The sequence below is a fragment of the Kribbella sp. genome, from assembly GCF_035655035.1.
Classification (GTDB): Bacteria; Actinomycetota; Actinomycetes; order Propionibacteriales; family Kribbellaceae; genus Kribbella.
Genome location: NZ_DASRVN010000286.1, coordinates 1 through 19,987, shown reverse-complemented (window position 1 = coordinate 19,987; position 19,987 = coordinate 1). Strand labels below are relative to the sequence as shown.

Here is a 19,987-nt window from a genome sequence, read left to right as displayed (position 1 = left end):
CCGGCGCCGTCGTCGATCGGATCAGACGTCGAACTGGGCCTCTTCGAGGCGCTGCTTCACGGCCGTCAGGTACCGGGCCGCGTCGGCGCCGTCGACCAGGCGGTGGTCGTAGGTCAGCGCCAGGTACACCATCTGCCGGATCGCGATCGTCTCGCCGAGCTCCGGGTGCGTGATGACGACCGGGCGCTTCACCACGGCACCGGTGCCGAGCATGCCGACCTGCGGCTGGTTCAGGATCGGGGTGTCGAAGAGCGCGCCCCGGCTACCGGTGTTGGTGATGGTGAACGTGCCGCCCGCCATCTCGTCCGGCAGCACCTTGTTGTTGCGGGTACGGTCGGCGAGGTCGGCGATCTTCTTCGCCAGGCCGGCGATGTTCAGGTCGCCGGCGTTGTGCACGACGGGGACCATCAGGCCGCGCTCCACGTCCACCGCGATGCCGAGGTGCTCGGCGGCGTGGTACGTGATCTCGCCCTTCTCCTCGTCGATCGACGCGTTCAGCTTCGGGTACTGCTTCAGGGCGTCGACCGCGGCCAGGGCGAAGAACGGGAGGAAGGACAGCTTGACGCCCTCGCGGGCCTCGAACTCGGCCTTCTTCTTGTTCCGCAGCTTGGCGATCTCGGTGACGTCGACCTCGACCACGGTGGTCAGCTGGGCCGAGACCTTGAGGCTGTTCACCATGTGCGTGGCGATCGCCTTGCGGATCCGGCTCATCTTCTCGGTGGTTCCGCGCAGCGGGCTGATCGTCGGCGCCTTGGCGGCCGCGGCGGGTGCCTGAGCAGCGGGGGCGGCCGGTGCGGCGGCCTCGGCAGCCTTCTTGGCCTCGGCGGCTGCGATGACGTCCTGCTTGCGGATGCGGCCGCCGACGCCAGTTCCCTGTACTGCGTTGAGGTCGACCGCGTGCTCCGCGGCGAGCTTGCGGACCAGCGGGGTGACGTAGTTCGGACCGTCGGACGCGGCACCGTTCGGCGAGGCGGCCGGGGCGGCGGGCGCCTGAGCAGCCGGAGCCTGGGCAGCCGGGGCCTGAGCGGCCGGAGCCTGCGCGGGGGCCGGGGCCTGAGCCGGGGCGGCGGACGCGGCCGGGGCGGCAGCGGGTGCCGGGGTGGGTGCAGGTGCGGCGGCCGGCGCGGGCGCGGCGGCAGGAGCCTGAGCAGGTGCCGGGGCGGCGGCCGGAGCCGGGGCAGCCGGAGCGGAGTTAGCCGGGGCGGAGTCAGCAGGCGCGGACTGGGCCGGGGCGGAGGCGGCCGGGGCCGACTGGGCCGGGGCGGACTGGGCGGGGGCGGGGGAGCCGGAGCCGACGATGGCGAGTTCGGCGCCTACCTCTACGGTTTCGTCCTCGGCGACCTTGATTTCCAGCAGCTTGCCGGCGATGGGGGACGGGATCTCGGTGTCGACCTTGTCGGTGGAGACCTCGAGCAGGGGTTCGTCTACGGCTACGTCGTCGCCGACCTGCTTGAGCCAGCGGGTCACCGTTCCCTCGGTCACGCTCTCGCCGAGCGCGGGCAGCGTCACCGACGTACCGGACGCGGCACCACCCGAGGCGGCATCATCCGAAGCAGCAGCCGGCGCCTCAGCAGGAGCCTCAGCACGAGCGGGCGCGGCGGCCGGAGCGGGTGCCTCAGCAGGAGCGGCTTCCTCAGCAGGAGCGGCTTCCTCAGCGGCAGGAGCCTCGGCAGCCGCGGCCTGAGGTTCGGCGGCAGGCTCGGCCGGCGCCTCCTGCGCGGAGTTGGACTCGCCGGCGTCGCCGATGACGGCTAGTTCGGCGCCTACCTCTACGGTTTCGTCTTCGGCGGCCTTGATCTCCAGCAGGGTGCCGGCGACAGGGCTCGGGATCTCGGTGTCCACCTTGTCGGTCGACACCTCCAGCAGGGGCTCGTCGACGGCCACCGTGTCACCGACCTGCTTGAGCCAGCGGGTGACGGTTCCTTCGGTGACGCTCTCCCCGAGGGCCGGCAGGGATACAGAGGTCGGCATGACGGTCGTTGCTCCTTCGTCTGATCGGTCGAGTGTCAGCCTACGGTGCCGCCGGAGCGTACGGGATCCGGGTCACGGCGTCCGGTCACGCGCCAGCGGCTCAAACCTACTGGGACCAACCAGCAGGGTCAGTCATGGAAGTGCAAAGGTTTCCCGGCCAGCGCCAGATGCGCCTCGCCGAGGGCCTCGTTCTGGGTCGGGTGGGCGTGCACGAGCGGCGCGACATCGGCCGGGTACGCCTCCCAGTTGTAGATCAGCTGCGCCTCGCCGATCAGCTCACCGACACGGGAGCCGACCATGTGCAGCCCGACCACCGCGCCGTCGCGAGCCCGGACGAGCTTCACGAAGCCGGCCGTCTTCAGGATCTGCGACTTGCCGTTGCCGCCGAGGTTGTAGTTCAGGATCTCGACCTCGCCGTACTTGGACCGCGCCTGGTCCTCGGTCAGCCCGACCGACGCGACCTCCGGCTCGGAGTACGTCACGCGCGGGATCCCGGACTCGTCGATCGGCGTCGGCGACAGCCCGGCGAGGTGCTCGGCGACGAAGATGCCCTGCTGGAACCCGCGGTGCGCGAGCTGCAGCCCCGGCACGATGTCGCCGACGGCGTACACGCCCGGGACGCTGGTCTGCAGCGTCGCGTCGACGGTCACGAACCCGCGGTCCAGCGCGACGCCGACCTCTTCATAACCAAGACCCGTGGTGTTCGGCCCGCGGCCGACGGCGACGAGCAGTACTTCGGCCTCGATCACCTCACCGCCGGCGACGGTGACGCGGACGCCGTCGTCCACCACCTCGACCGACTCGAACGGCGTACCGGTCTTGATGGCGATCTTCCGCTTCCGGAACGCCCGCTCGAGGGTCTTCGAGCAGTCCGCGTCCTCGGCCGGGACCAGCCGCGGCAGCGCCTCGACGATGGTCACCTTGGTACCGAACGAGGTCCACGCGGACGCGAACTCGACCCCGATCACGCCGCCGCCCAGGACGACCGCCGACTCGGGGACCCGGTCCATTGTCAGCGCGTGCTCGCTGGCGATGATCCGCTGGCCGTCCAGCTCCAGACCGGGCAGCGAGCGAGAGTAGGAGCCGGAGGCAAGGATGACGTTGCGGCCGGTGTACGTCGTACCGCCGACCTGGACCGTGGTCGGGGAGGTGAGCCGCCCCTCGCCCTCGATCACGGTGATGCCGCGCGCCTTCAACTGCCCCTGCAGACCCTTGAACAGCCGGTCGACGACGCCGTCCTTGTACTTGTTCACGCCGCCCATGTCGACGCCCTCGAGCGTCGTCCGGACCCCGAACTGCTCGCCCTCGCGCGCCGAGTCGGCGACCTCGGCGGCGTGTAGCAACGCCTTGGTGGGGATGCAGCCACGGTGCAGACAGGTGCCGCCGACTTTGTCCTTCTCGATCAGCGCCACGGACAGGCCGAGCGTCGCGGCGCGCAGTCCGGCGGCGTAGCCACCGCTGCCGCCGCCGAGGATCACCAGGTCGTACGTCGTACCAGCGTCAGTCACAGGTTCCTCCGTGGGTCCGGTCGAGCAGGCGGTCCCGGATCGCGGGCCCCGCCCGGCGCCATCCTTTCACCGATGACCCCCGGATCCACGCCCGGGCGGGTCCTGGCGTGCCGGTGGCGACCGGGCGCAACCGTTATCCAGGATTACGACGGCGACTTGCACAGATAGTGGACACTGTCGTCATGAAGTGGTTCGGTCGCCGGCGGAACGCCGGAACGATGCGCCGGTCGGTCAGCCCCGACCAGGTGCACCTGCGGGAGTTCGCCGAGAGCCGCCAGGGTGTCGAAGGCTTCGTGGAGCCGAAGACGGCGGTCACCGACTACACCTTGCTGCTGGTCGCGATCGACGGCGAGTGGACCCGGCGGCGCGTGCCGTCGGTCAAGTGGGCCCACGACTTCGCGAACCGGCTCGGCATCCCGTCGTACGACGCGGCCGTGGTCGGCTACCCGCCCCGCATGCGCGAGTACAACGCGCGAATGAAGAAGAACGGCACCACCTAGAGGATCGGCACCCGAGCGCGGACCGATGCGACGGCGGCGGTGTCGATGGTCGCGTGCAGGATGCCGGGGGTGGCGTCCAGGCGGGTGTGGGTCTGGCCGAGGGGGCCGGTGAGGCTGCTGCGGCCGATGCCGAGCGGGTCTGTGCCCGTGGGTGGGACGTACGCCTGGTCGCAGGCCAGCAGGTACGCCTGGGCGTCCGCGGCCCGGGCCTGGGTGAGCAGGTCCCATTGTTCTTCCTTGCCCGGCCCCGCACCCCAGGACGCCGGTACGACGACCAGCTCCGCGCCGAGCCGTCCGAGCTCCGTGAACTGGCCGGCGAAGCGCAGGTCGTAACAGGTGGCCAGCCCGACGGTCAGGCCGCGGTACCCGAAGCTGACCAGACTGTTGCCGGGAGCAACCGTGTCGGACTCGCGGGACCCGAAGGCGTCGTACAGATGGATCTTCCGGTACGCCGCCTCGACGCCCGGGCCGGTCGCGAGCAGGGTGTTGTGCACCCGCCCGTCGGCGGCCGGCTCGAACAGCCCCGCGACCACGACGATGCCGAGGTCGGCGGCGACCTTCCGCAGCCCGGTCGCGAACGGGCCGTCCAGCGGCTCGGCCACGCTCGCGAGGTCGGTACCGAAGCAGGCCGACGTCGCCTCGGGCAGCGCGACCAGCTCGGCGCCTTCAGCGGCCGCACGCCGTACCGCCGCGGTCGCGGTGGCAAGGTTGGCGACCGGGTCGGACCCGGCGGTGAGCTGCGCGGCCGCCACTCGTAAGACTGTCATCAGGACCTCCGAGACTGTATACATGAGGTATGCAATTGAGTGGGGATTCCGGCCGGGACCGTGCGTACCAGCACCTCCGGGCGGTGGTGCTGAGCGATCCGGCCGTGTCGGGGACGTTCATCAACGAGCAGGCGATCGCGACCGAGGTGGGGATCTCGCGGACGCCGGTCCGGGAGGCGTTGCTGATGCTCGCCGCCGAGGACCTGGTGCAGCTGGTGCCGCACCGCGGCGCGTTCGTGGCGCCGGTGCCGGGCCGCGAGATCGCCGAGATGATGCAGGCTCGCGGCGTCATCGAGTGCTGGGCCGCGACCACCGCGCTGACGGCGGGGAACACCCCGGTGGCGGCGATGTCCGCCGTACTCGACCAGCAGCGCGAGATCGTCGGTGACGGTGACGCGAAGCAGTTCATCGAGCTGGACAGCCAGTTCCACGCGCTGCTGGTTGCGGCCGCTGGTAACTCGGTGCTCGGCCGGCTGTACGACAACCTGCGCGCCAAGCACGTCGTACTGGGGCTGGTGGCCCTCCAACGTAGTGCTACCAGAAGGCAAGAGGTCCTGGCTGAGCACCAGGCGATCGTCGACGGTCTGGCGGCCGGCAAGCCCGACGTGGCCGAGAAGGCGATCCTCAGCCACCTTGACTCCACGGGCTCGCTTCTTATGCACGGTTGACAGCCAGGTCCTGCGGCTCGTCCTGCACGGCCCGTCCGAGCCGCAGCCCGACCAGTGTGATCACACAGGCCACCACGATGTACGTCGCGATCGCGTAGCCGGAGCCTGTCTTCGCCAGGAAGTACGTGAACGCCAGCGGGGCCAGTGCGCCACCGATGACGCCTGCGAACGTGTAAGCGAGCGAACTACCGGTGTAGCGCAGCCGTGCCGTGAACTGCTCCGACACGAACGCTGCCTGCGGCCCGTACATGAGCGAGTGGAACAGCAGCCCGATCACCACACCGGGTAATAGGGTCGCCAGCGACGAGGCCATGGCGAAGAACACCACGCTCCAGACGGCCCCGCCGACCGCACCGATCGCATAGACGGTACGACGCCCGTACCGGTCGGAGAGCCAGCCGGACAGCGGAATCAGCGCGACCTGACACGCAGAGCCGACCAGCACGGCAGCAACCGCCTCACCGCGGCTCATGCCGAGGTCCTTGGTCGCATAGGTGAGTACGAAGACCGCGAACATCGCGTACAACACGTCCGGACCGACCCGCGCGAGGACCGCGGCGACAAGCGGCCGCGTCTCGTTGCGCAGGACCTCGGACACCGGGGCGGCCGGCCGCTCGCCGCGTGCCTCGAGCTCGCGGAACACCGGTGTCTCCTCGAGCCTCGTCCGGATCAGCAGTCCGAACGCGACCAGTACGGCGGACAGCAGGAACGCGACCCGCCAGCCCCAGCTCAGGAACGCGTGCTCGGACAACACCCCGGCCAGCACGGCCAGCACTCCGTTGGCGAGCAGCGTGCCGAGCGGCGGCCCGACCTGAGCGGCGGACGCCCAGAACCCGCGCTGGTTCGGCGTACTGAACTCACTGCTCAGCAGCACCGCACCACCCCACTCGCCGCCGACCCCGACCCCCTGCGCGAACCGGAGCACGACCAGCAGCGTCGGGGCGAGCGCGCCGGCCTGCGCGTGTGTCGGCAGCAGCCCGATACAGAAGGTGGCGACACCGATCAGCAGCAGCGTCGCGACCAGCACACGCTTCCGGCCGATCACATCGCCGAGCCGGCCGAAGAAGATGCCACCGAGCGGGCGGGCGACGTACCCGACCGCGTACGTCGCGAACGCCTGCAGCGTCCCGGTGAGCGGTTCGCTGCCCGGGAAGAACAGGTCGCCGAAGACGAGCGCGGCGGCCGAGGAGTAGACGGCGAAGTCGTACCACTCCAGCGAGGTGCCGGACAGGCTCGCGGCGAACGCCTTGACCAGGCTGCGGCGGTCGGGTTCTGCAGTAGGCATCGGGTGGACCTCCAGGTGGGATTGCTACATACTCGTTGTATACGACGTGTTCACGCAAGGCCTGAGGAGGAATCCATGCGATTCGAGCTACCGGACGGAAGCGGACGGGAGGTCGCGGTCCGCTACGCGCTGAATGCCGGGTACGCCGGCCGCGACACGGCGGAGGTCCGCCATCACGTGGACGAGCTCGCGGCGCTCGGCGTACCGGCGCCGAACCGGGTGCCGACGCTCTACCCGCTGTCCGCGTCGCTGGTGAGCCGGCCCGACACCGTCCAGGTCGCGCACGGGCAGACGTCCGGCGAGGCCGAGTGGGCGCTGGTCGTGACGCCGGACGACTACCTGCTGACGGTCGCCTGTGACCACACCGATCGCGCGCTCGAGGTGCACGGGGTTGCCTGGAGCAAGCAGTCCGCTCCGGACGTGCTGGGTGACGTGGCGTGGCGGCTCGCGGAGATCGAGGACGAGCTGGATCGGTTCACGCTGCGGGCGTGGGTGCGGCACGGGGACGCCGAGGTGCTGATCCAGGACGGGACGCTGGCGCAGCTGCTGCCGCCGTCGTACTGGATCAAGGAGCTGGGGGAGCGGCTGGTGCCGGGCACCGTGTTGCTGAGTGGGACGATTCCGATGATCGGTGGGGTCGACCAGTTCGGGGACGGGTGGCGGGTGGAGATGACGGATCCGCGGGGCGTGTGCAGCCGGATCACGTACCGGGTCGAAGAGCTAGCGCCGGCCTGGGACTGACGGATGAAGGACGAGCGGGAGTTCTACCCGAGCAGCCAGGTCGAGTGGGTGGACACCGGCGGCGGGATCTCGGAACGGGTCCTCAGCCGAGGCGAGGACGGGATGCTGACCCGGCTGGCGCGGTGGGCGGCCGGGACGACGACGCGGGACGGTGTGATCCGGCACGAGTACGTCGAAGAGGTGTACCTGCTCGAGGGTGAGCTGACCGATCTCACCCTCGGGCAGACGTTCCACCCCGGCGACTACGCCTGCCGGCCGCCGGGGATGCCGCACGGCCCCTACACCACGGAGACCGGCTGCACGATGCTCGAGATCCGTTACTCAGCTGGCTGAGGCGGCCAGTTCGATCAGGGTGCGGACGGCGTAGCCGGTGCCGCCGTTCGGGGTGTAGCCGGCGGCGGCGCCGTCGTTGAAGGCCGGTCCGGCCACGTCCAGGTGCACCCAGTCGATGCCGTCAGCAACGAAGTCGCCGAGGAACGCGGCCGCCGCGAGGGCGCCGCCCCACGGCTCGCCGGTGATGTTCGCCAGGTCCGCGACCTTCGAGTGCGACTTGAGCTTGTCCAGCATCTCGGCCGGGATCGGCAGCGGCCACATCGCCTCGCCGGACGCGACGGCCGCGTCCACCACCCGGTCCCGGGCGCTGTCGGTGTTCCCGAACGCGCCGGCCACCTTGGTGCCGAGGGCAACGACACAGGCGCCGGTCAGGGTGGCCACGTCGACGATCAGGTCGGGCCCGTCCTCGGACGCCCGGACCAGCGCGTCGCCGAGCACCAGCCGGCCCTCGGCGTCGGTGTTCAGCACCTCGACGGTCTTGCCGCCGTACATGGTCAGCACGTCGGACGGCCGGGCCGCCGAACCGGACGGCATGTTCTCGGCCATCGCGGCGTACGTCGTGACCTGCACCGGCAGGCCGAGCCGGGCGATCGCCAGCGTGGCGCCGATCACCGCGGCCGCGCCGGCCATGTCGGACTTCATGCTGACCATGCCGGTCGACGTCTTCAGCGAGAGGCCGCCGGAGTCGAACGTGATGCCCTTGCCGACGAAAGCGAGGTGCGTGACCGGCTTGCGCGGCGTATAGGTGAGCCGGACCAGCCGTGGCGGGTTCACCGAGCCCTGCCCGACGCCGAGGATGCCGCCGTACCCGCCCTTGGCGAGCGCCTTCTCGTCGAGCACCTCGACCTTGACGCCGTACTCCTTGCCGAGCCGGACCGCGTCCGCGGCGAACTCGACCGGGTGCAGGTCCGACGGCGGCGTGTTGACCCAGTCGCGGACCTGCGCGACGGACTCGGCGGTCACCTGCGCGCGCTCCAGCGCCGCCTTGGCGTCCTTGTTCCGCGCAAGGTCGGTGAGCACGGTCAGGCTGCCCGGGGCCTCGTCGCTGTCCGCGGACTTGTACGCCGTGAACGCGTAGCGGCCCAGCAGCGCGCCCTCGGCGACGGCCCGCACGCACTCGGCGTCCGGCGTCGGCAGCGCGAACGCGACCGACTGACCGATCTTCACAGCGCGGACACCGGCACCGGCCGCGCTCCGCAGGTCCTCCGTCTTCAGCGACCCGTCCGGCGCCGGGCCCAGGCCGACCGCGATCAGCATCGCGGACTTACCCGGCTTCGGCCCGGGCACCTTGGTCACCTCGCCGGCCTTCCCGGTGGCGCCGAGGCCGGACAGCACCTCCACCAGCTTCCCGCCGTACGCGGCGTTCAGCGACTCGGTGCCGGCCGGCAGAGCGACGCCGCCGCCGAGTTTGACCACGCCGATGATCACGGCGTCGGTCTTGACGCCGGCGGCATCGGACTTGCTCAGGGTGATGGTGGTCACGAAATCCTCAGTCCTCCTTGACCAGGCACTCAGATGGCCGGTCGTGACGGTACGTGCAAGCTGCCACCGCATGCTACGCGTCGGGTAGTTTGCGCTCCATGACCGAGTCGCCTGATCTCAAGAAGTCCCCGTTGCACGAGCGCCATGTCGCCCTCGGTGCGAAGTTCGCCGAGTTCGGCGGCTGGGAGATGCCGCTGGAGTACTCCGGGGTGGTGGCCGAGCACACCGCGGTCCGGACGTCGGTCGGCGTCTTCGACGTCAGCCACCTCGGCAAGGCGACCGTGAAGGGCCCGGGCGCCGCGGCATACGTGAACGCGTGCCTGACCAACGACCTCGGGAAGATCGCGCCGGGCCAGGCGCAGTACACGCTGTGCTGCAACGAGCGCGGGGGAGTGGTCGACGACCTGATCGCGTACCTGCACGCCGACGACGACGTGTTCCTGATCCCGAACGCGGCGAACACCGCCGAGGTGGTGCGGCTGCTGCAGGCCGACGCCCCCGACGGTGTCGAGGTGACGAACGTGCACGACGACTACGCGATCCTCGCCGTCCAGGGCGCGAACAGCGACGCCGTCGTCTCCGCGATCGGCCTGCCGACCGGGCACGACTACATGGCCTTCGACACGGCCGACTTCGGCGGTACGCCGGTAGTGGTCTGCCGGACCGGTTACACCGGGGAGCGTGGGTACGAGCTCGTCGTACCGAACGCCGCCGCCGTGGCCGTGTTCGACGCACTGCTGAAGGCCGGCGAGCAGTACGGCATCGTCCCGGCCGGACTGGGTGCCCGTGACACGCTGCGGACCGAGATGGGGTACCCGCTGCACGGCCAGGACATCTCGCCGGACATCACGCCCGTCCAGGCCCGCTCCGGCTGGGCCGTCGGCTGGAAGAAGGACCACTTCTGGGGCGACGCCGCCCTGCGCGCGGAGAAGGAACAAGGCCCCTCCCGGATCCTCCGCGGCCTCCGCGCCGCCGGCCGAGGCATTCCCCGCCCGCACATGACCGTCGCGGACCAATCCGGCACCGCGTTGGGCGAAGTGACGTCCGGCACGTTCTCACCGACGCTGAAGAAGGGTGTCGCGCTCGCGCTCCTGGACGCGTCGGTAAAGGAAGGCGACCAGGTGACCGTCGACATCCGCGGCCGCCAGGAGACCTTCGACGTGGTCAAGCCGCCGTTCGTCACGGTGCACGTGCGGTAGAAATCCCTGGTATGAGCGGGCCGCCACCGAACGCGTCTTTTTGTTACATTCCGTAATATCCTGGCACAAAATGGCCACTGTCGGTGCTGTGCCGACGCGGATTGCGAAGAATTGACTGCCCAGAGTGACATTTTGGGGCAAATGTTCCGTTCGAGTACGCGTTCCGGTAACGATTTGTGCACTGGTGCCGGGCACCGCTGGTTTGGTGTCACAGTGTCGGGCAGGCTAGCGCGCGGTTGCGGGGTGTTCGGGTGTCAAGGGGATTTGACGCGGGCCCCTCGCAGAGCAAAGGCTCGGCACGCTATCCACCGATGAGTGCCGGATCAACGGACCGAAATCCGGCCGACGAACTTGACGGAGTGCGAATGAGTATTGGGTCGCCAGACTCGACCGTAGGGGTCGAAGAACACCCGGCGTCGGCGGAGCCGGCCCGCACGTCCGCCACTCCGCACGGCAAGTCCCCGAGCCGGATCGCCTTCGATCGGCTGCGCAAGGACAAGGTCGCGGTGATCTGTGCGTCGATCGTGCTGTTCTTCATCCTGATCGCGGTCCTGGCACCGCTGCTCGCCAAGCTCGAGGGCCAGGACTTCAGCACCTTCCACACCGACCTGGTCGACGAGTACGGCTACCCGACGATCGGGGTAAACGGCGCGCACTGGCTGGGCGTGGAGCCGAAGACCGGCCGGGACAACTTCGCCCGCTGGGTGTACGGCGCCCGCCCGTCGCTGATCATCGCGTTCCTGGCCACGGTCGTCGGTACCGCGATCGGTGTCGTGATGGGCCTGCTGGCCGGGTTCCTCGGCGGCTGGACCGACCGGGTGATCTCGTGGGTGATCGACTTCGTGCTGAGCCTGCCGTTCCTGCTGTTCGCGATCGCGCTGGTGCCGATCGTCGAGTCGATGCGCGGCGGTTCGTTCAACCTGACTCCCAACCAGCAGGCGTCGATCCGGTTCTATGTGCTGATCTTCGTCCTCTCGTTCTTCGGGTGGGCCGGCCTGGCCCGCATCATCCGGGGTGAGGTGCTGTCCCTGCGCGAGCGGGAGTTCGTGCTCGCCGCCAAGGCGATCGGTGTTCCGACCAGCCGCGTGCTGTTCAAGGAACTGCTGCCGAACCTGGTCGCCCCGATCGTCATCTCGGCCTCTCTCGCGGTTCCGTCGTACGTGACCGCCGAGGCCGGTCTTTCCTTCCTCGGCGTCGGACTGGTCGAACCGATCCCCTCCTGGGGTCAGACGATCTCCGTCGCCACGAACTGGTTCAAGGCCGACCCGCTCTACCTCTGGCTGCCAGTCGTCGGGATCACCGCTCTGGTGCTCGCCCTGGCGCTGCTCGGAGACGCGGTCCGGGACGCCTTCGACCCCAAGACTCGCCGGTAGTTCGGCGATTGCCCCAGCGGCAGAAAAGGAGAAACCCGACCATGCAGTGGAAACGGATAACCGCGGTCGCGGCGACGGTCATGCTGGCCGCCGTGGCCTGTGGCAGCCCGTCCTCGAACAGCGGCAACAAGGGCGACAGCAACACGTTGGGAGGGGCCCAGGTCAAGGCGACGGACCCCACTGCTAAAGGCCCGGCCCCGGATGTCGACGGTGCCAAGAAGGGCGGCACGATCACGATCCTCTCGGACGTGACGCCGGACACCTTCGACCCGACGAACATCTACTACGTCGACGGTAACCAGATCGGCAAGCTCTTCTACCGGGCGCTGACCCAGTACCGCCTCGACGGCCCGGACCACAAGCCCGTGCTGGTCCCGGACCTCGCCGAGGACCTCGGTACGAAGTCCGCCGACGGTCTCACCTGGACCTTCAAGCTCAAGCAGGGCATCAAGTACATGGACGGCACGCCGGTGAAGGCGGCCGACTACGCGTACGCGATCAAGCGGTCCTTCGCGCACGACCTGTACGACTCCGGACCGACGTACCAGCAGCAGTTCTTCCTGGACGGCGGCAAGTACAAGGGCCCGTACGTCGCCGGTGGCGCGAACTACAAGGGTGTCGAGACGCCGGACGACCACACGCTGGTCATCCACCTGGCGAAGAAGTTCGACGACCTGCCGTACTACGCGGCGTTCCCGATGTTCACGCCGATCCCGCAGGCGAAGGACACCCAGAAGAACTACGAGCAGCACCCGATGGCGACCGGCCCGTACATGGTCTCGTCGTACCAGCCGGGTACCGAGCTCAAGCTGGTGAAGAACCCGAACTGGGACCCGAACACCGACCCGGTCCGGCACCAGTACGTCGACGGCTTCGACTTCAAGTTCAGCCAGGACCTGATCAAGGCCCAGCGCCAGGTGCTCGCGAGCTCCGGCCCGGACGCCTCCGCGCTGAACTACAGCAACCTGGACGTGTCGCTGCTGCCCGAGGTCAAGGACCAGTCGCAGCTCGTCAAGGGCGCGGCGCCGTGCACGATCATGTACACGATGGACACCCGGAAGATTCCGCTGGAGGTCCGCAAGCTGATCGCCAAGGCGCACCCGTACGACGGCTGGCGCAAGGTGGCCGGCCTGAACCCGACCGACGACCCGCCGGCCTCGACGATCCTGCCGCCGGCCGTCCCGGGCTTCGACAAGTACGAGCTGCCGGGCCTGAACGGCACCGGTAAGGGCGCCGAGGACGACGCGGTCGCCGCCGAGGTCAAGTCCGAGCTGACCAAGATGGGCAAGCTCGGGTTCGAGCTCAGCTGGTACTACTCGATCGACGACAAGATCTCCACGCAGGTCACGCAGTTCCGCAAGCAGATGTTCGAGAAGGCCGGCTTCAAGGTCCGGGCGATCGGTGTCCCGAAGGCCAAGATCCGTACCTTCACCGGTGACCAGAACGCTCCGGTGAACATCGGCAAGACCCCGACCGGTTGGTGCTCCGACTGGCCGAGCGGCACCAGCTGGTTCCCGGTGCTGTTCCGCTCGGACGCGATTGCCCTGGGCAACAGCGTCGGCCAGCTGCAGGACAAGGCGCTCGACGCCGAGATCGACGCGGTCACCGCGAAGGCTCCCGACGAGCAGCTGAAGGAATGGAAGAACGTCGACAAGGACATCCTGGAGAAGTACCTCCCGGTGCTCCCGCTGTACTACAGCCAGAGCAACTTCCCGGTCGGCAAGAACATCGGGCACGCGATCAACGACCCGACACAGGGCATGCCCGAGTTCACCTCGCTGTTCCTGAAGCAGCCCTGATCCGAGTCCGTCCCTGAAGTAGTAGTGATCCACTGAAATCCTGCGTGGTGCCCGGACCACAAGTCCGGGCATCACGCCGGTCGGTGAGGAGACAATCCCGTGCTCTATTTCGTGGCGCGCCGCCTGGTCAGCGCGCTCAGTGTCGTGCTCGCGACGTTGATCGCGACCTTCGCGTTGTTCTTCGTCGCGCCGACCGACCCGGCCGGTGCGATCTGTGGTGACCGCAACTGCACCCAGCAGCGCTATCAGGAGATCAAGCGCAACCTGCATCTCGATCAGCCGAAGGTAGAGCAGTTCGCGGAGTACACCGCGGGAATCTTCACCGGTCGTGACTTCACCACCTCGGGTGTCAAGCAGCACTGCTCGGCGCCCTGCCTCGGCTTCTCGTTCAAGAACGACCGGCCGGTCACGGACATGATCAAGACCCGGTTCCCGGTGACGCTGTCACTGGTGGTCGGGTACGCGGTCCTGGTCCTCACCATCGGCGTGTTCGTCGGATCGATGGCGGCCAAGAGACGCGGGACGCTCGGCGACCGGGCGCTGATGACCAGCACGCTGGTGATCAGTTCGGTGCCGTACTACATCGTGGCGCTGATGGTCGCGCTGTACCTGACCGTGCTCTACCCGATCCTTCCGAGAGGTGAGTGGACACCACCCTCGGAGAACCCCGTCAAATGGATAGCCGGCATGCTGACACCCTGGCTGGTGCTCGGCATCTACAACTGCGTCTCCTACGCGCGCTACTCCCGTGGCTCCATGGTCGAGACGCTGAGCGAGGACTTCATCCGGACCGCGCGGGCCAAGGGCCTGTCCGACCGGGTGGTCACCTACAGGCACGCACTGCGGTCCGGCCTGATCCCGGTCGTGACGATCTTCGGCCTGGACGTGGCCGGCAGCCTCGGCGGCGCGATCTTCACCGAGCGGATCTTCGACCTGCCCGGTCTCGGCCAGCTGGTGCTGGACAGCTTGAACAACTACGACCTGCCGGTGATCATGGGCACGGTACTGGTCGCCTCGGTGCTCATCGTGGTGATGAACCTGCTGGTGGACATCGGCTACAGCGTGATCGACCCGCGGGTGAGGCTGGCATGAGCACACCTGCCCCCGAGGACCGCGCCCCCGAAGACCGGAAGGACAGCATGGCCGACGACGCAGCGACCCCGGCGGACGCCCCGGCCGCGACCCGCGGTCCGTCGGTCGCCACCCGGGAGCGCCGGCAGACTTCGATGAACCCGAGCGGCGAGACGCCGTACCTGGTGGTCAAGGACCTGGCGGTGAAGTTCCCGACCGCCGACGGGCTGGTCAGCGCGGTGAACGGGCTGAGCTACTCGGTGCCGCTCGGCCGGACGCTGGCGATCGTCGGCGAGTCCGGGTCCGGCAAGTCCGTGTCCAGCATGGCCGTGATGGGCCTGCACGACCGCAAGCGCACCCAGATCACCGGGTCGATCCAGGTCGGCGGCGACGAGATCGTCGGCCTCAGCGAGAACGACCTGATGAAGATCCGCGGCGACGCGGTCTCGATGGTGTTCCAGGACCCGCAGTCCTCGCTGCACCCGCTGTACACGATCGGCAACCAGCTGGTCGAGGCGTACCGGGTGCACCACAAGGTCTCCAAGGACGTCGCGAAGAAGCGCGCGCTGGAGATGCTCGACCTGGTCGGCATCCCGAACCCGCCGCGCCGGTTCGCGCAGTACCCGCACGAGTTCTCCGGCGGTATGCGGCAGCGCGCGATGATCGCGATGAGCCTGATCAACGACCCGAAGCTGGTGATCGCCGACGAGCCGACCACCGCGCTCGACGTCACCGTCCAGGCGCAGATCCTGGACCTGCTGAACAACCTGCAGAAGGAGTTCGGCTCGGCGATCGTGCTGATCACCCACGACCTGGGTGTGGTGGCCGAGATGGCCGACGACGTGCTGGTGATGTACGCCGGGCGCTGTGTCGAGTACGGCACCGCCGAGGACGTGCTCGCGAACCCGCGGATGCCGTACACCTGGGGCCTGCTGGAGTCGATCCCGACCGTGTCGGCGGCGAACGAGCGGCTGCGCCCGATCAAGGGCCTGCCGCCGAGCCTGCTGAACCTGCCGGACGGCTGCTCGTTCAACCCGCGCTGTCCCTACAAGGACCGGGTGAGCGGCGAGCTCTGTACGACGCAACTGCCGGAACTGCTGCCGGTGGACGGCGCCGGTGCGCACACGTCCCGTTGTCACCTGCACGACAAGGTCTCGGTGTACGAGACCGAGGTCGCGCCGAGACTGGGCTGACGAGGGGACCGAGGAGACAACATGAGCGACGCAACCCGTCCCGCCGCCGAGGCCGAGAAGCCGGCCGCGAAGGGCGAGACCCTGCTGCAGGTCCGCGACCTGAAGATGCACTTCCCGATCAAGGAAGCCGCCGGCCTCGGCCGGACCAAGAAGGTCGTCCAGGCCGTCGACGGCGTCAACTTCGAGCTGAGGGCCGGCGCCAGCCTCGGCCTGGTCGGTGAGTCCGGCTGTGGCAAGTCGACCACCGGCCGGATGATCACCCGGCTGCTGACCCCGACGGCCGGCGAGATCGTCTTCAAGGGCACCGACATCGCGAAGCTGAAGGAGCGGGAACTGCGCCCGTTCCGCCGGCAGCTGCAGATCGTCTTCCAGGACCCGTACAGCTCGCTGAACCCGCGCCAGACGGTCAGCAACATCATCAGTACGCCGCTGCGGGTGCACAACCTGGTGCCGAAGAACAAGGAGCTCGAGCGGGTCCAGGAGCTGCTGGAGCGGGTCGGCCTGAACCCGGAGCACCACAACCGGTACCCGAACGAGTTCTCCGGCGGTCAGCGGCAGCGGATCGGGATCGCCCGGGCGCTGGCCGTGGAGCCCGAGGTGATCATCGCCGACGAGCCGGTGTCCGCGCTGGACGTGTCGATCCAGGCCCAGGTGATGAACCTGCTCGAGGACCTGCGCCGCGATCTCGGCATCGCGTTCGTGTTCATCGCGCACGACCTCGGCGTGGTCCGGCACTTCTGTGACGAGGTCGCGGTGATGTACCTCGGCAAGATCGTCGAGCACGGCAGCCGGGACCAGATCTACAACGCGCCGCAGCACCCGTACACGCAGGCGCTGCTGTCCGCGGCCCCGGACCTCGGCACGATCCGCGGGGTGCCGCCGAAGGAGCGCATCCGGCTGGTCGGCGACGTACCCTCGCCGATCGACCCGCCGAGCGGCTGCCGGTTCCGGACCCGGTGCTGGAAGGCGGAGGACATCTGCGCCACCCAGGAGCCGCTGCTGGAGATCAAGCCGCGCTCGACCGAGGGCCACACGGCCGCCTGCCACTTCGCGGAGCCGAAGGTCGACCTGACCGCCGCCACCGCGTGACCTGCTGAGAAGCGGAGAAGGCCCCCGTCAACGGCGACGGGGGCTTTCTCGTGTGTGCGTGCTTACTTGTGGGTCCAGACGTAGCCCATGAAGCCGTCCAGGTGCCAGCCGGCCTTCACGTACGCCGACGCCTGCGCGGTGCGCATCACCCGCCAGCCGATGCCGTTCTTCGAGACCCGGTAGATCCGGGCCCGGTCCGAGGCGGCAACGAGGGGGATCCGCCCGATGACACCCTCGTACACCCACTGGCCCGAGGACGCCAGCTTGTTGCGCTCGGCCGTCGAGATCGACAGCAGGTACGACGACCCCGACTTCACCCGCAGCCGGTACACCGGGACGGTGCCGCGGACCGCGGTGTTCGCGACGTAGCCCGGAACCTGGCCGGTGAACTTCCAGCCGCGCTTCTGCGCGCTCAGGAACTCGGCCTGGTTGGAGGTGTAGAAGTACCCCTTCGCACCGGCGGTGCGCATCTCGATCAGCTGGGTCCGGTACGACGCCGCCGTCGCCGAGGTCTGCGCGGTGGTGGCCGCGCCCGCGCTGTTCGCGACCGCGACACCACCCGCGAGCAGAGCGGCGGTGGTCACAACGGCACCCGCGCCGAGCGCCCGGGCACGACGGGTTCCCGGAATCTTCCACTTCATCGTTGTCAAGCCTTTCGATCCTGGTTGAATTAGATGCTTCAGGCAACTAGCCCACTCAGGACCGTAACTCGGCCCGGGGTCGTACCGGCGGAGCACCTGAGAGGTTTCTCCGCTCAGGCGCGGCCGTGCGCCTGCCGGGTACGGCGGCTCAGCGAGTCGATCGTGACCGCGATCAGCAGGACACCGGCAGTGACGATGTAGCGGACGTTGGAGTCCAGGCTGAGCAGCGCGAGACCGTTCGAGATCGACATGATCACCAGCGCGCCGAGCAGCGCGGAGTACGCCGAACCGCGCCCGCCGAACAGGCTGGTGCCGCCGATCACGGCGGATGCGATCGCGTTCAGGTTGGTGTCCGTACTGCCGCTGGCCTGGCCGACCGCGACCAGCCGGGCCGCGGCCAGGATGCCGCCGAGGGCCGCGAACGTGGAGCAGGCGGCGAACACCGACAGGTAGATCGCCCGGACGTTGATACCGGCCCGGCGCGCGGCCTCGACGTTGCCGCCGACCGCGAAGACCGAGCGGCCCCAGCGCGTCCGCCGTACGACGAAGTCGGCGACCACCACCAGCGCCAGGAACAGCAGGAACATCGCGGAGACGCCGCGGTCGCCGTTCAGGATCGCCACCGGGACGAGCAGTACCACTGCCAGGCCGGCTGCCTGTACGGCGATGAACGACGTCGGCGCCGCCGACAGCCCGGCCGCGAGGCGGGCGCTGCGGCCCTGCAGGCGGGTGAGCGTGTAGACCGCGACGACCACGGCCACCAGCCCGTAGGCGATCGCGGGGGAGAGGAAGCTGCGGGTGGCGAACCCCACCAGCGCGGAGTCGTACGGCAGGTTGATCGTGCCGTCCTTGCCCAGCACCAGCAACTGCAGCCCGAGGAACCCGAGCAGGCCGGCGAGCGTGATGACGAAGCTCGGTACGCCGAACCGGGTGTAGAGCAGGCCGTAGAACAGGCCGACCGCCACACCGAGCGCGATACCGATCAGCAGCGAGATGACCAGCGGCCAGCCCTTGTTGACGAACGTGACGCCGACGACCGCCGCCGCGAACCCGCTGACCGAACCGACCGACAGGTCGATCTCGCCGAGCAGCAGGACCAGCACGATACCCAGCGCGATCACCCCGACCGAGGTGGTCTGCAGGGTCAGGTTGACGAGGTTCCGGCTGGACAGGAACGAGCTGTTCGCGATCTGGAAGACCGCCCAGATGATGATCAGCCCGATCACCACCGGGACCGACCCGAGGTCGCCGGAGCGGAGCCGCGCGGTGAACGCGCTCATCGCGCCGCTGATCCCGTGGCCGGCGATCAGCCGCTCGTCCTGCAGGTCGGCCGGCAACTGGGTGGCGCTGTCCGGCTCCGGCGTGTTCGCCGTACCGGCGCTGTCCTGGGGGCGGGTGCCCGATCCCTGGATGCTCATCTGATGGGGCCCTCCTCCCGGCTCCGGCGCGTCGCGCGCTCGGAGACCGCGTTGTCCTCGGCGCCGGTGATCGCGGCGATGATGTCCTGCGTCCGGGTCTCGCTGACCACGAAGACGCCGTTGTTCCGGCCGAGCCGGAGTACCGCGACCCGGTCGGCGACCGCCATCACGTCGGCCATGTTGTGGCTGATCAGGATCACCGCGAGGCCGCGTTCGCGGAGCCGCTCGACCAGGTTCAGCACCTCGGCGGTCTGCGCGACGCCGAGCGCCGCGGTCGGCTCGTCGAGCATCACGACCTTCGGCTTACCGAGCAGGCTGCGGGCGATCGCGACGGTCTGCCGCTGGCCGCCGGACAGGCTGGCGACCGGGATCCGCACCGACGGGATCTTCGCGGACAGCTGCCGGAGCAGGTCCCAGGACTGGCGTTCCATCTCGACGTCGTCGAGGGCGCCGGCGGTGCGCAGCTCGCGGCCGAGGTACAGGTTCGCGACCACGTCGAGGTTGTCGCAGAGCGCCAGGTCCTGGAACACGGTGGCGATCCCGAGCTGCTGCGCCTCGGCCGGGCTGCCGACCCGGACCCGGCGGCCGTCGAAGACCATCGTCCCGTCGTCGGCGGTGTAGACGCCGGCGATGGTCTTGACCAGCGTGGACTTGCCGGCGCCGTTGTCACCGACCAGCGCGAGGACCTCGCCGGCCCGGACGTCCAGCTCGATGTTCTTCAGGGCCTGGACGGCGCCGAAGCGTTTGGAGATGCCCTCCAGCCGCAGCACCGTGCCGGCACCGACGTCGAGGGGAGCCGGGGTAACAGTCACGCGATCAGCCTCCTGGGGCTTATTTCAGGCCATGATCCCTGTCCGCGGACGGTTTGTCGCGGACCGGGGCCACGCCCGGCACGGTCCCCCCGCACCTCACTGCGGGGGGACCGTGGCGAGGGGCGGGTCAGTTGCTG

General features: G+C 69.1%; 18 protein-coding genes. 10 read left to right on the top strand and 8 right to left on the bottom strand.

The window, feature by feature from the left end; genetic code table 11:
* Window positions 1-21: 21 nt before the first annotated feature.
* Together sucB and lpdA are read right to left on the bottom strand one after the other, a co-directional pair.
* Window positions 22-1,971: a 2-oxoglutarate dehydrogenase, E2 component, dihydrolipoamide succinyltransferase gene (gene sucB / locus VFF46_RS16555; protein WP_325038014.1), complete on the bottom strand. Its 1,950-nt coding sequence runs from the start codon at window positions 1,969-1,971 to the stop codon at window positions 22-24.
* A gap of 128 nt (window positions 1,972-2,099) precedes the next feature.
* The gene (gene lpdA, locus VFF46_RS16550; protein WP_325038013.1) at window positions 2,100-3,479 is read right to left on the bottom strand and encodes a dihydrolipoyl dehydrogenase; all 1,380 of its coding nucleotides are present in this window, start codon (window positions 3,477-3,479) and stop codon (window positions 2,100-2,102) included.
* 182 nt (window positions 3,480-3,661) lie between these two features.
* Here lpdA and VFF46_RS16545 point away from each other — a divergent pair, with 182 nt between their 5' ends.
* Window positions 3,662-3,979, top strand: coding sequence for a hypothetical protein (locus VFF46_RS16545; protein WP_325038012.1), 318 nt, complete (start codon window positions 3,662-3,664; stop codon window positions 3,977-3,979).
* On the opposite strand, the gene VFF46_RS16540 is transcribed toward VFF46_RS16545, so the two are convergent.
* Window positions 3,976-4,746, bottom strand: a complete 771-nt coding sequence (locus VFF46_RS16540; protein WP_325038011.1) for a nitrilase-related carbon-nitrogen hydrolase — start codon at window positions 4,744-4,746, stop codon at window positions 3,976-3,978. The two genes, VFF46_RS16545 and VFF46_RS16540, sit on opposite strands and share 4 nt — an antisense overlap.
* Before the next feature lie 29 nt (window positions 4,747-4,775).
* On the opposite strand from VFF46_RS16540, the gene VFF46_RS16535 reads away from it, so the two are divergent.
* Window positions 4,776-5,414, top strand: a complete 639-nt coding sequence (locus tag VFF46_RS16535) for a GntR family transcriptional regulator (RefSeq protein WP_325038010.1) — start codon at window positions 4,776-4,778, stop codon at window positions 5,412-5,414.
* Here the strand turns inward: VFF46_RS16535 and VFF46_RS16530 are convergent.
* Window positions 5,401-6,699 carry an MFS transporter gene (locus VFF46_RS16530; protein ID WP_325038009.1) on the bottom strand — a complete coding sequence of 433 codons (1,299 nt, stop codon included), beginning with the start codon at window positions 6,697-6,699 and terminating at the stop codon, window positions 5,401-5,403. The genes VFF46_RS16535 and VFF46_RS16530 overlap by 14 nt on opposite strands.
* Window positions 6,700-6,774: 75 nt before the next feature.
* Between VFF46_RS16530 and VFF46_RS16525 the strand changes: the two genes are divergently transcribed.
* Both VFF46_RS16525 and VFF46_RS16520 read left to right on the top strand, forming a co-directional pair.
* Entirely contained in the window at window positions 6,775-7,440 is a 666-nt protein-coding gene (locus VFF46_RS16525) for a DUF2848 domain-containing protein (protein ID WP_325038008.1), read from the top strand.
* 3 nt (window positions 7,441-7,443) lie between these two features.
* Entirely contained in the window at window positions 7,444-7,773 is a 330-nt protein-coding gene (locus VFF46_RS16520; RefSeq protein WP_325038007.1) for a cupin domain-containing protein, read from the top strand.
* Here VFF46_RS16520 and VFF46_RS16515 read toward each other — a convergent pair.
* Window positions 7,762-9,255, bottom strand: coding sequence for a leucyl aminopeptidase (locus VFF46_RS16515; protein ID WP_325038006.1), 1,494 nt, complete (start codon window positions 9,253-9,255; stop codon window positions 7,762-7,764). The genes VFF46_RS16520 and VFF46_RS16515 overlap by 12 nt on opposite strands.
* 98 nt (window positions 9,256-9,353) lie before the next feature.
* Here VFF46_RS16515 and gcvT point away from each other — a divergent pair, with 98 nt between their 5' ends.
* The 6 genes from gcvT (at window position 9,354) to VFF46_RS16485 (ending at window position 16,979) form a co-directional block, all read left to right on the top strand.
* Window positions 9,354-10,454 (top strand): glycine cleavage system aminomethyltransferase GcvT, encoded by a 1,101-nt coding sequence (gene gcvT / locus VFF46_RS16510; RefSeq protein WP_325038005.1) that lies wholly within the window; start codon window positions 9,354-9,356, stop codon window positions 10,452-10,454.
* A gap of 365 nt (window positions 10,455-10,819) precedes the next feature.
* On the top strand, window positions 10,820-11,827 hold the full coding sequence (locus VFF46_RS16505) for an ABC transporter permease (protein ID WP_325038004.1): 1,008 nt from the start codon (window positions 10,820-10,822) through the stop codon (window positions 11,825-11,827).
* 41 nt (window positions 11,828-11,868) lie between these two features.
* Complete coding sequence (locus VFF46_RS16500) at window positions 11,869-13,626, top strand: ABC transporter substrate-binding protein (RefSeq protein ID WP_325038003.1); 1,758 nt, start codon at window positions 11,869-11,871, stop codon at window positions 13,624-13,626.
* Window positions 13,627-13,725: 99 nt separating this feature from the next.
* Window positions 13,726-14,718, top strand: coding sequence for an ABC transporter permease (locus tag VFF46_RS16495; protein ID WP_325038002.1), 993 nt, complete (start codon window positions 13,726-13,728; stop codon window positions 14,716-14,718).
* 134 nt (window positions 14,719-14,852) lie between these two features.
* The gene (locus tag VFF46_RS16490; protein ID WP_414673066.1) at window positions 14,853-15,890 is read left to right on the top strand and encodes an ABC transporter ATP-binding protein; all 1,038 of its coding nucleotides are present in this window, start codon (window positions 14,853-14,855) and stop codon (window positions 15,888-15,890) included.
* Between the two features lie 21 nt (window positions 15,891-15,911).
* Entirely contained in the window at window positions 15,912-16,979 is a 1,068-nt protein-coding gene (locus tag VFF46_RS16485; RefSeq protein ID WP_325038000.1) for a dipeptide ABC transporter ATP-binding protein, read from the top strand.
* 62 nt (window positions 16,980-17,041) lie between these two features.
* On the opposite strand, the gene VFF46_RS16480 is transcribed toward VFF46_RS16485, so the two are convergent.
* The 3 genes from VFF46_RS16480 to VFF46_RS16470 form a co-directional block, all read right to left on the bottom strand.
* Window positions 17,042-17,620, bottom strand: coding sequence for a hypothetical protein (locus tag VFF46_RS16480; RefSeq protein WP_325037999.1), 579 nt, complete (start codon window positions 17,618-17,620; stop codon window positions 17,042-17,044).
* Window positions 17,621-17,733: 113 nt separating this feature from the next.
* Window positions 17,734-19,038 (bottom strand): sugar ABC transporter permease, encoded by a 1,305-nt coding sequence (locus VFF46_RS16475; protein ID WP_325037998.1) that lies wholly within the window; start codon window positions 19,036-19,038, stop codon window positions 17,734-17,736.
* Window positions 19,035-19,850, bottom strand: coding sequence for an ATP-binding cassette domain-containing protein (locus VFF46_RS16470; protein WP_325037997.1), 816 nt, complete (start codon window positions 19,848-19,850; stop codon window positions 19,035-19,037). The genes VFF46_RS16475 and VFF46_RS16470 overlap by 4 nt, the downstream gene beginning before the upstream one ends.
* Window positions 19,851-19,987 lie beyond the last annotated feature (137 nt).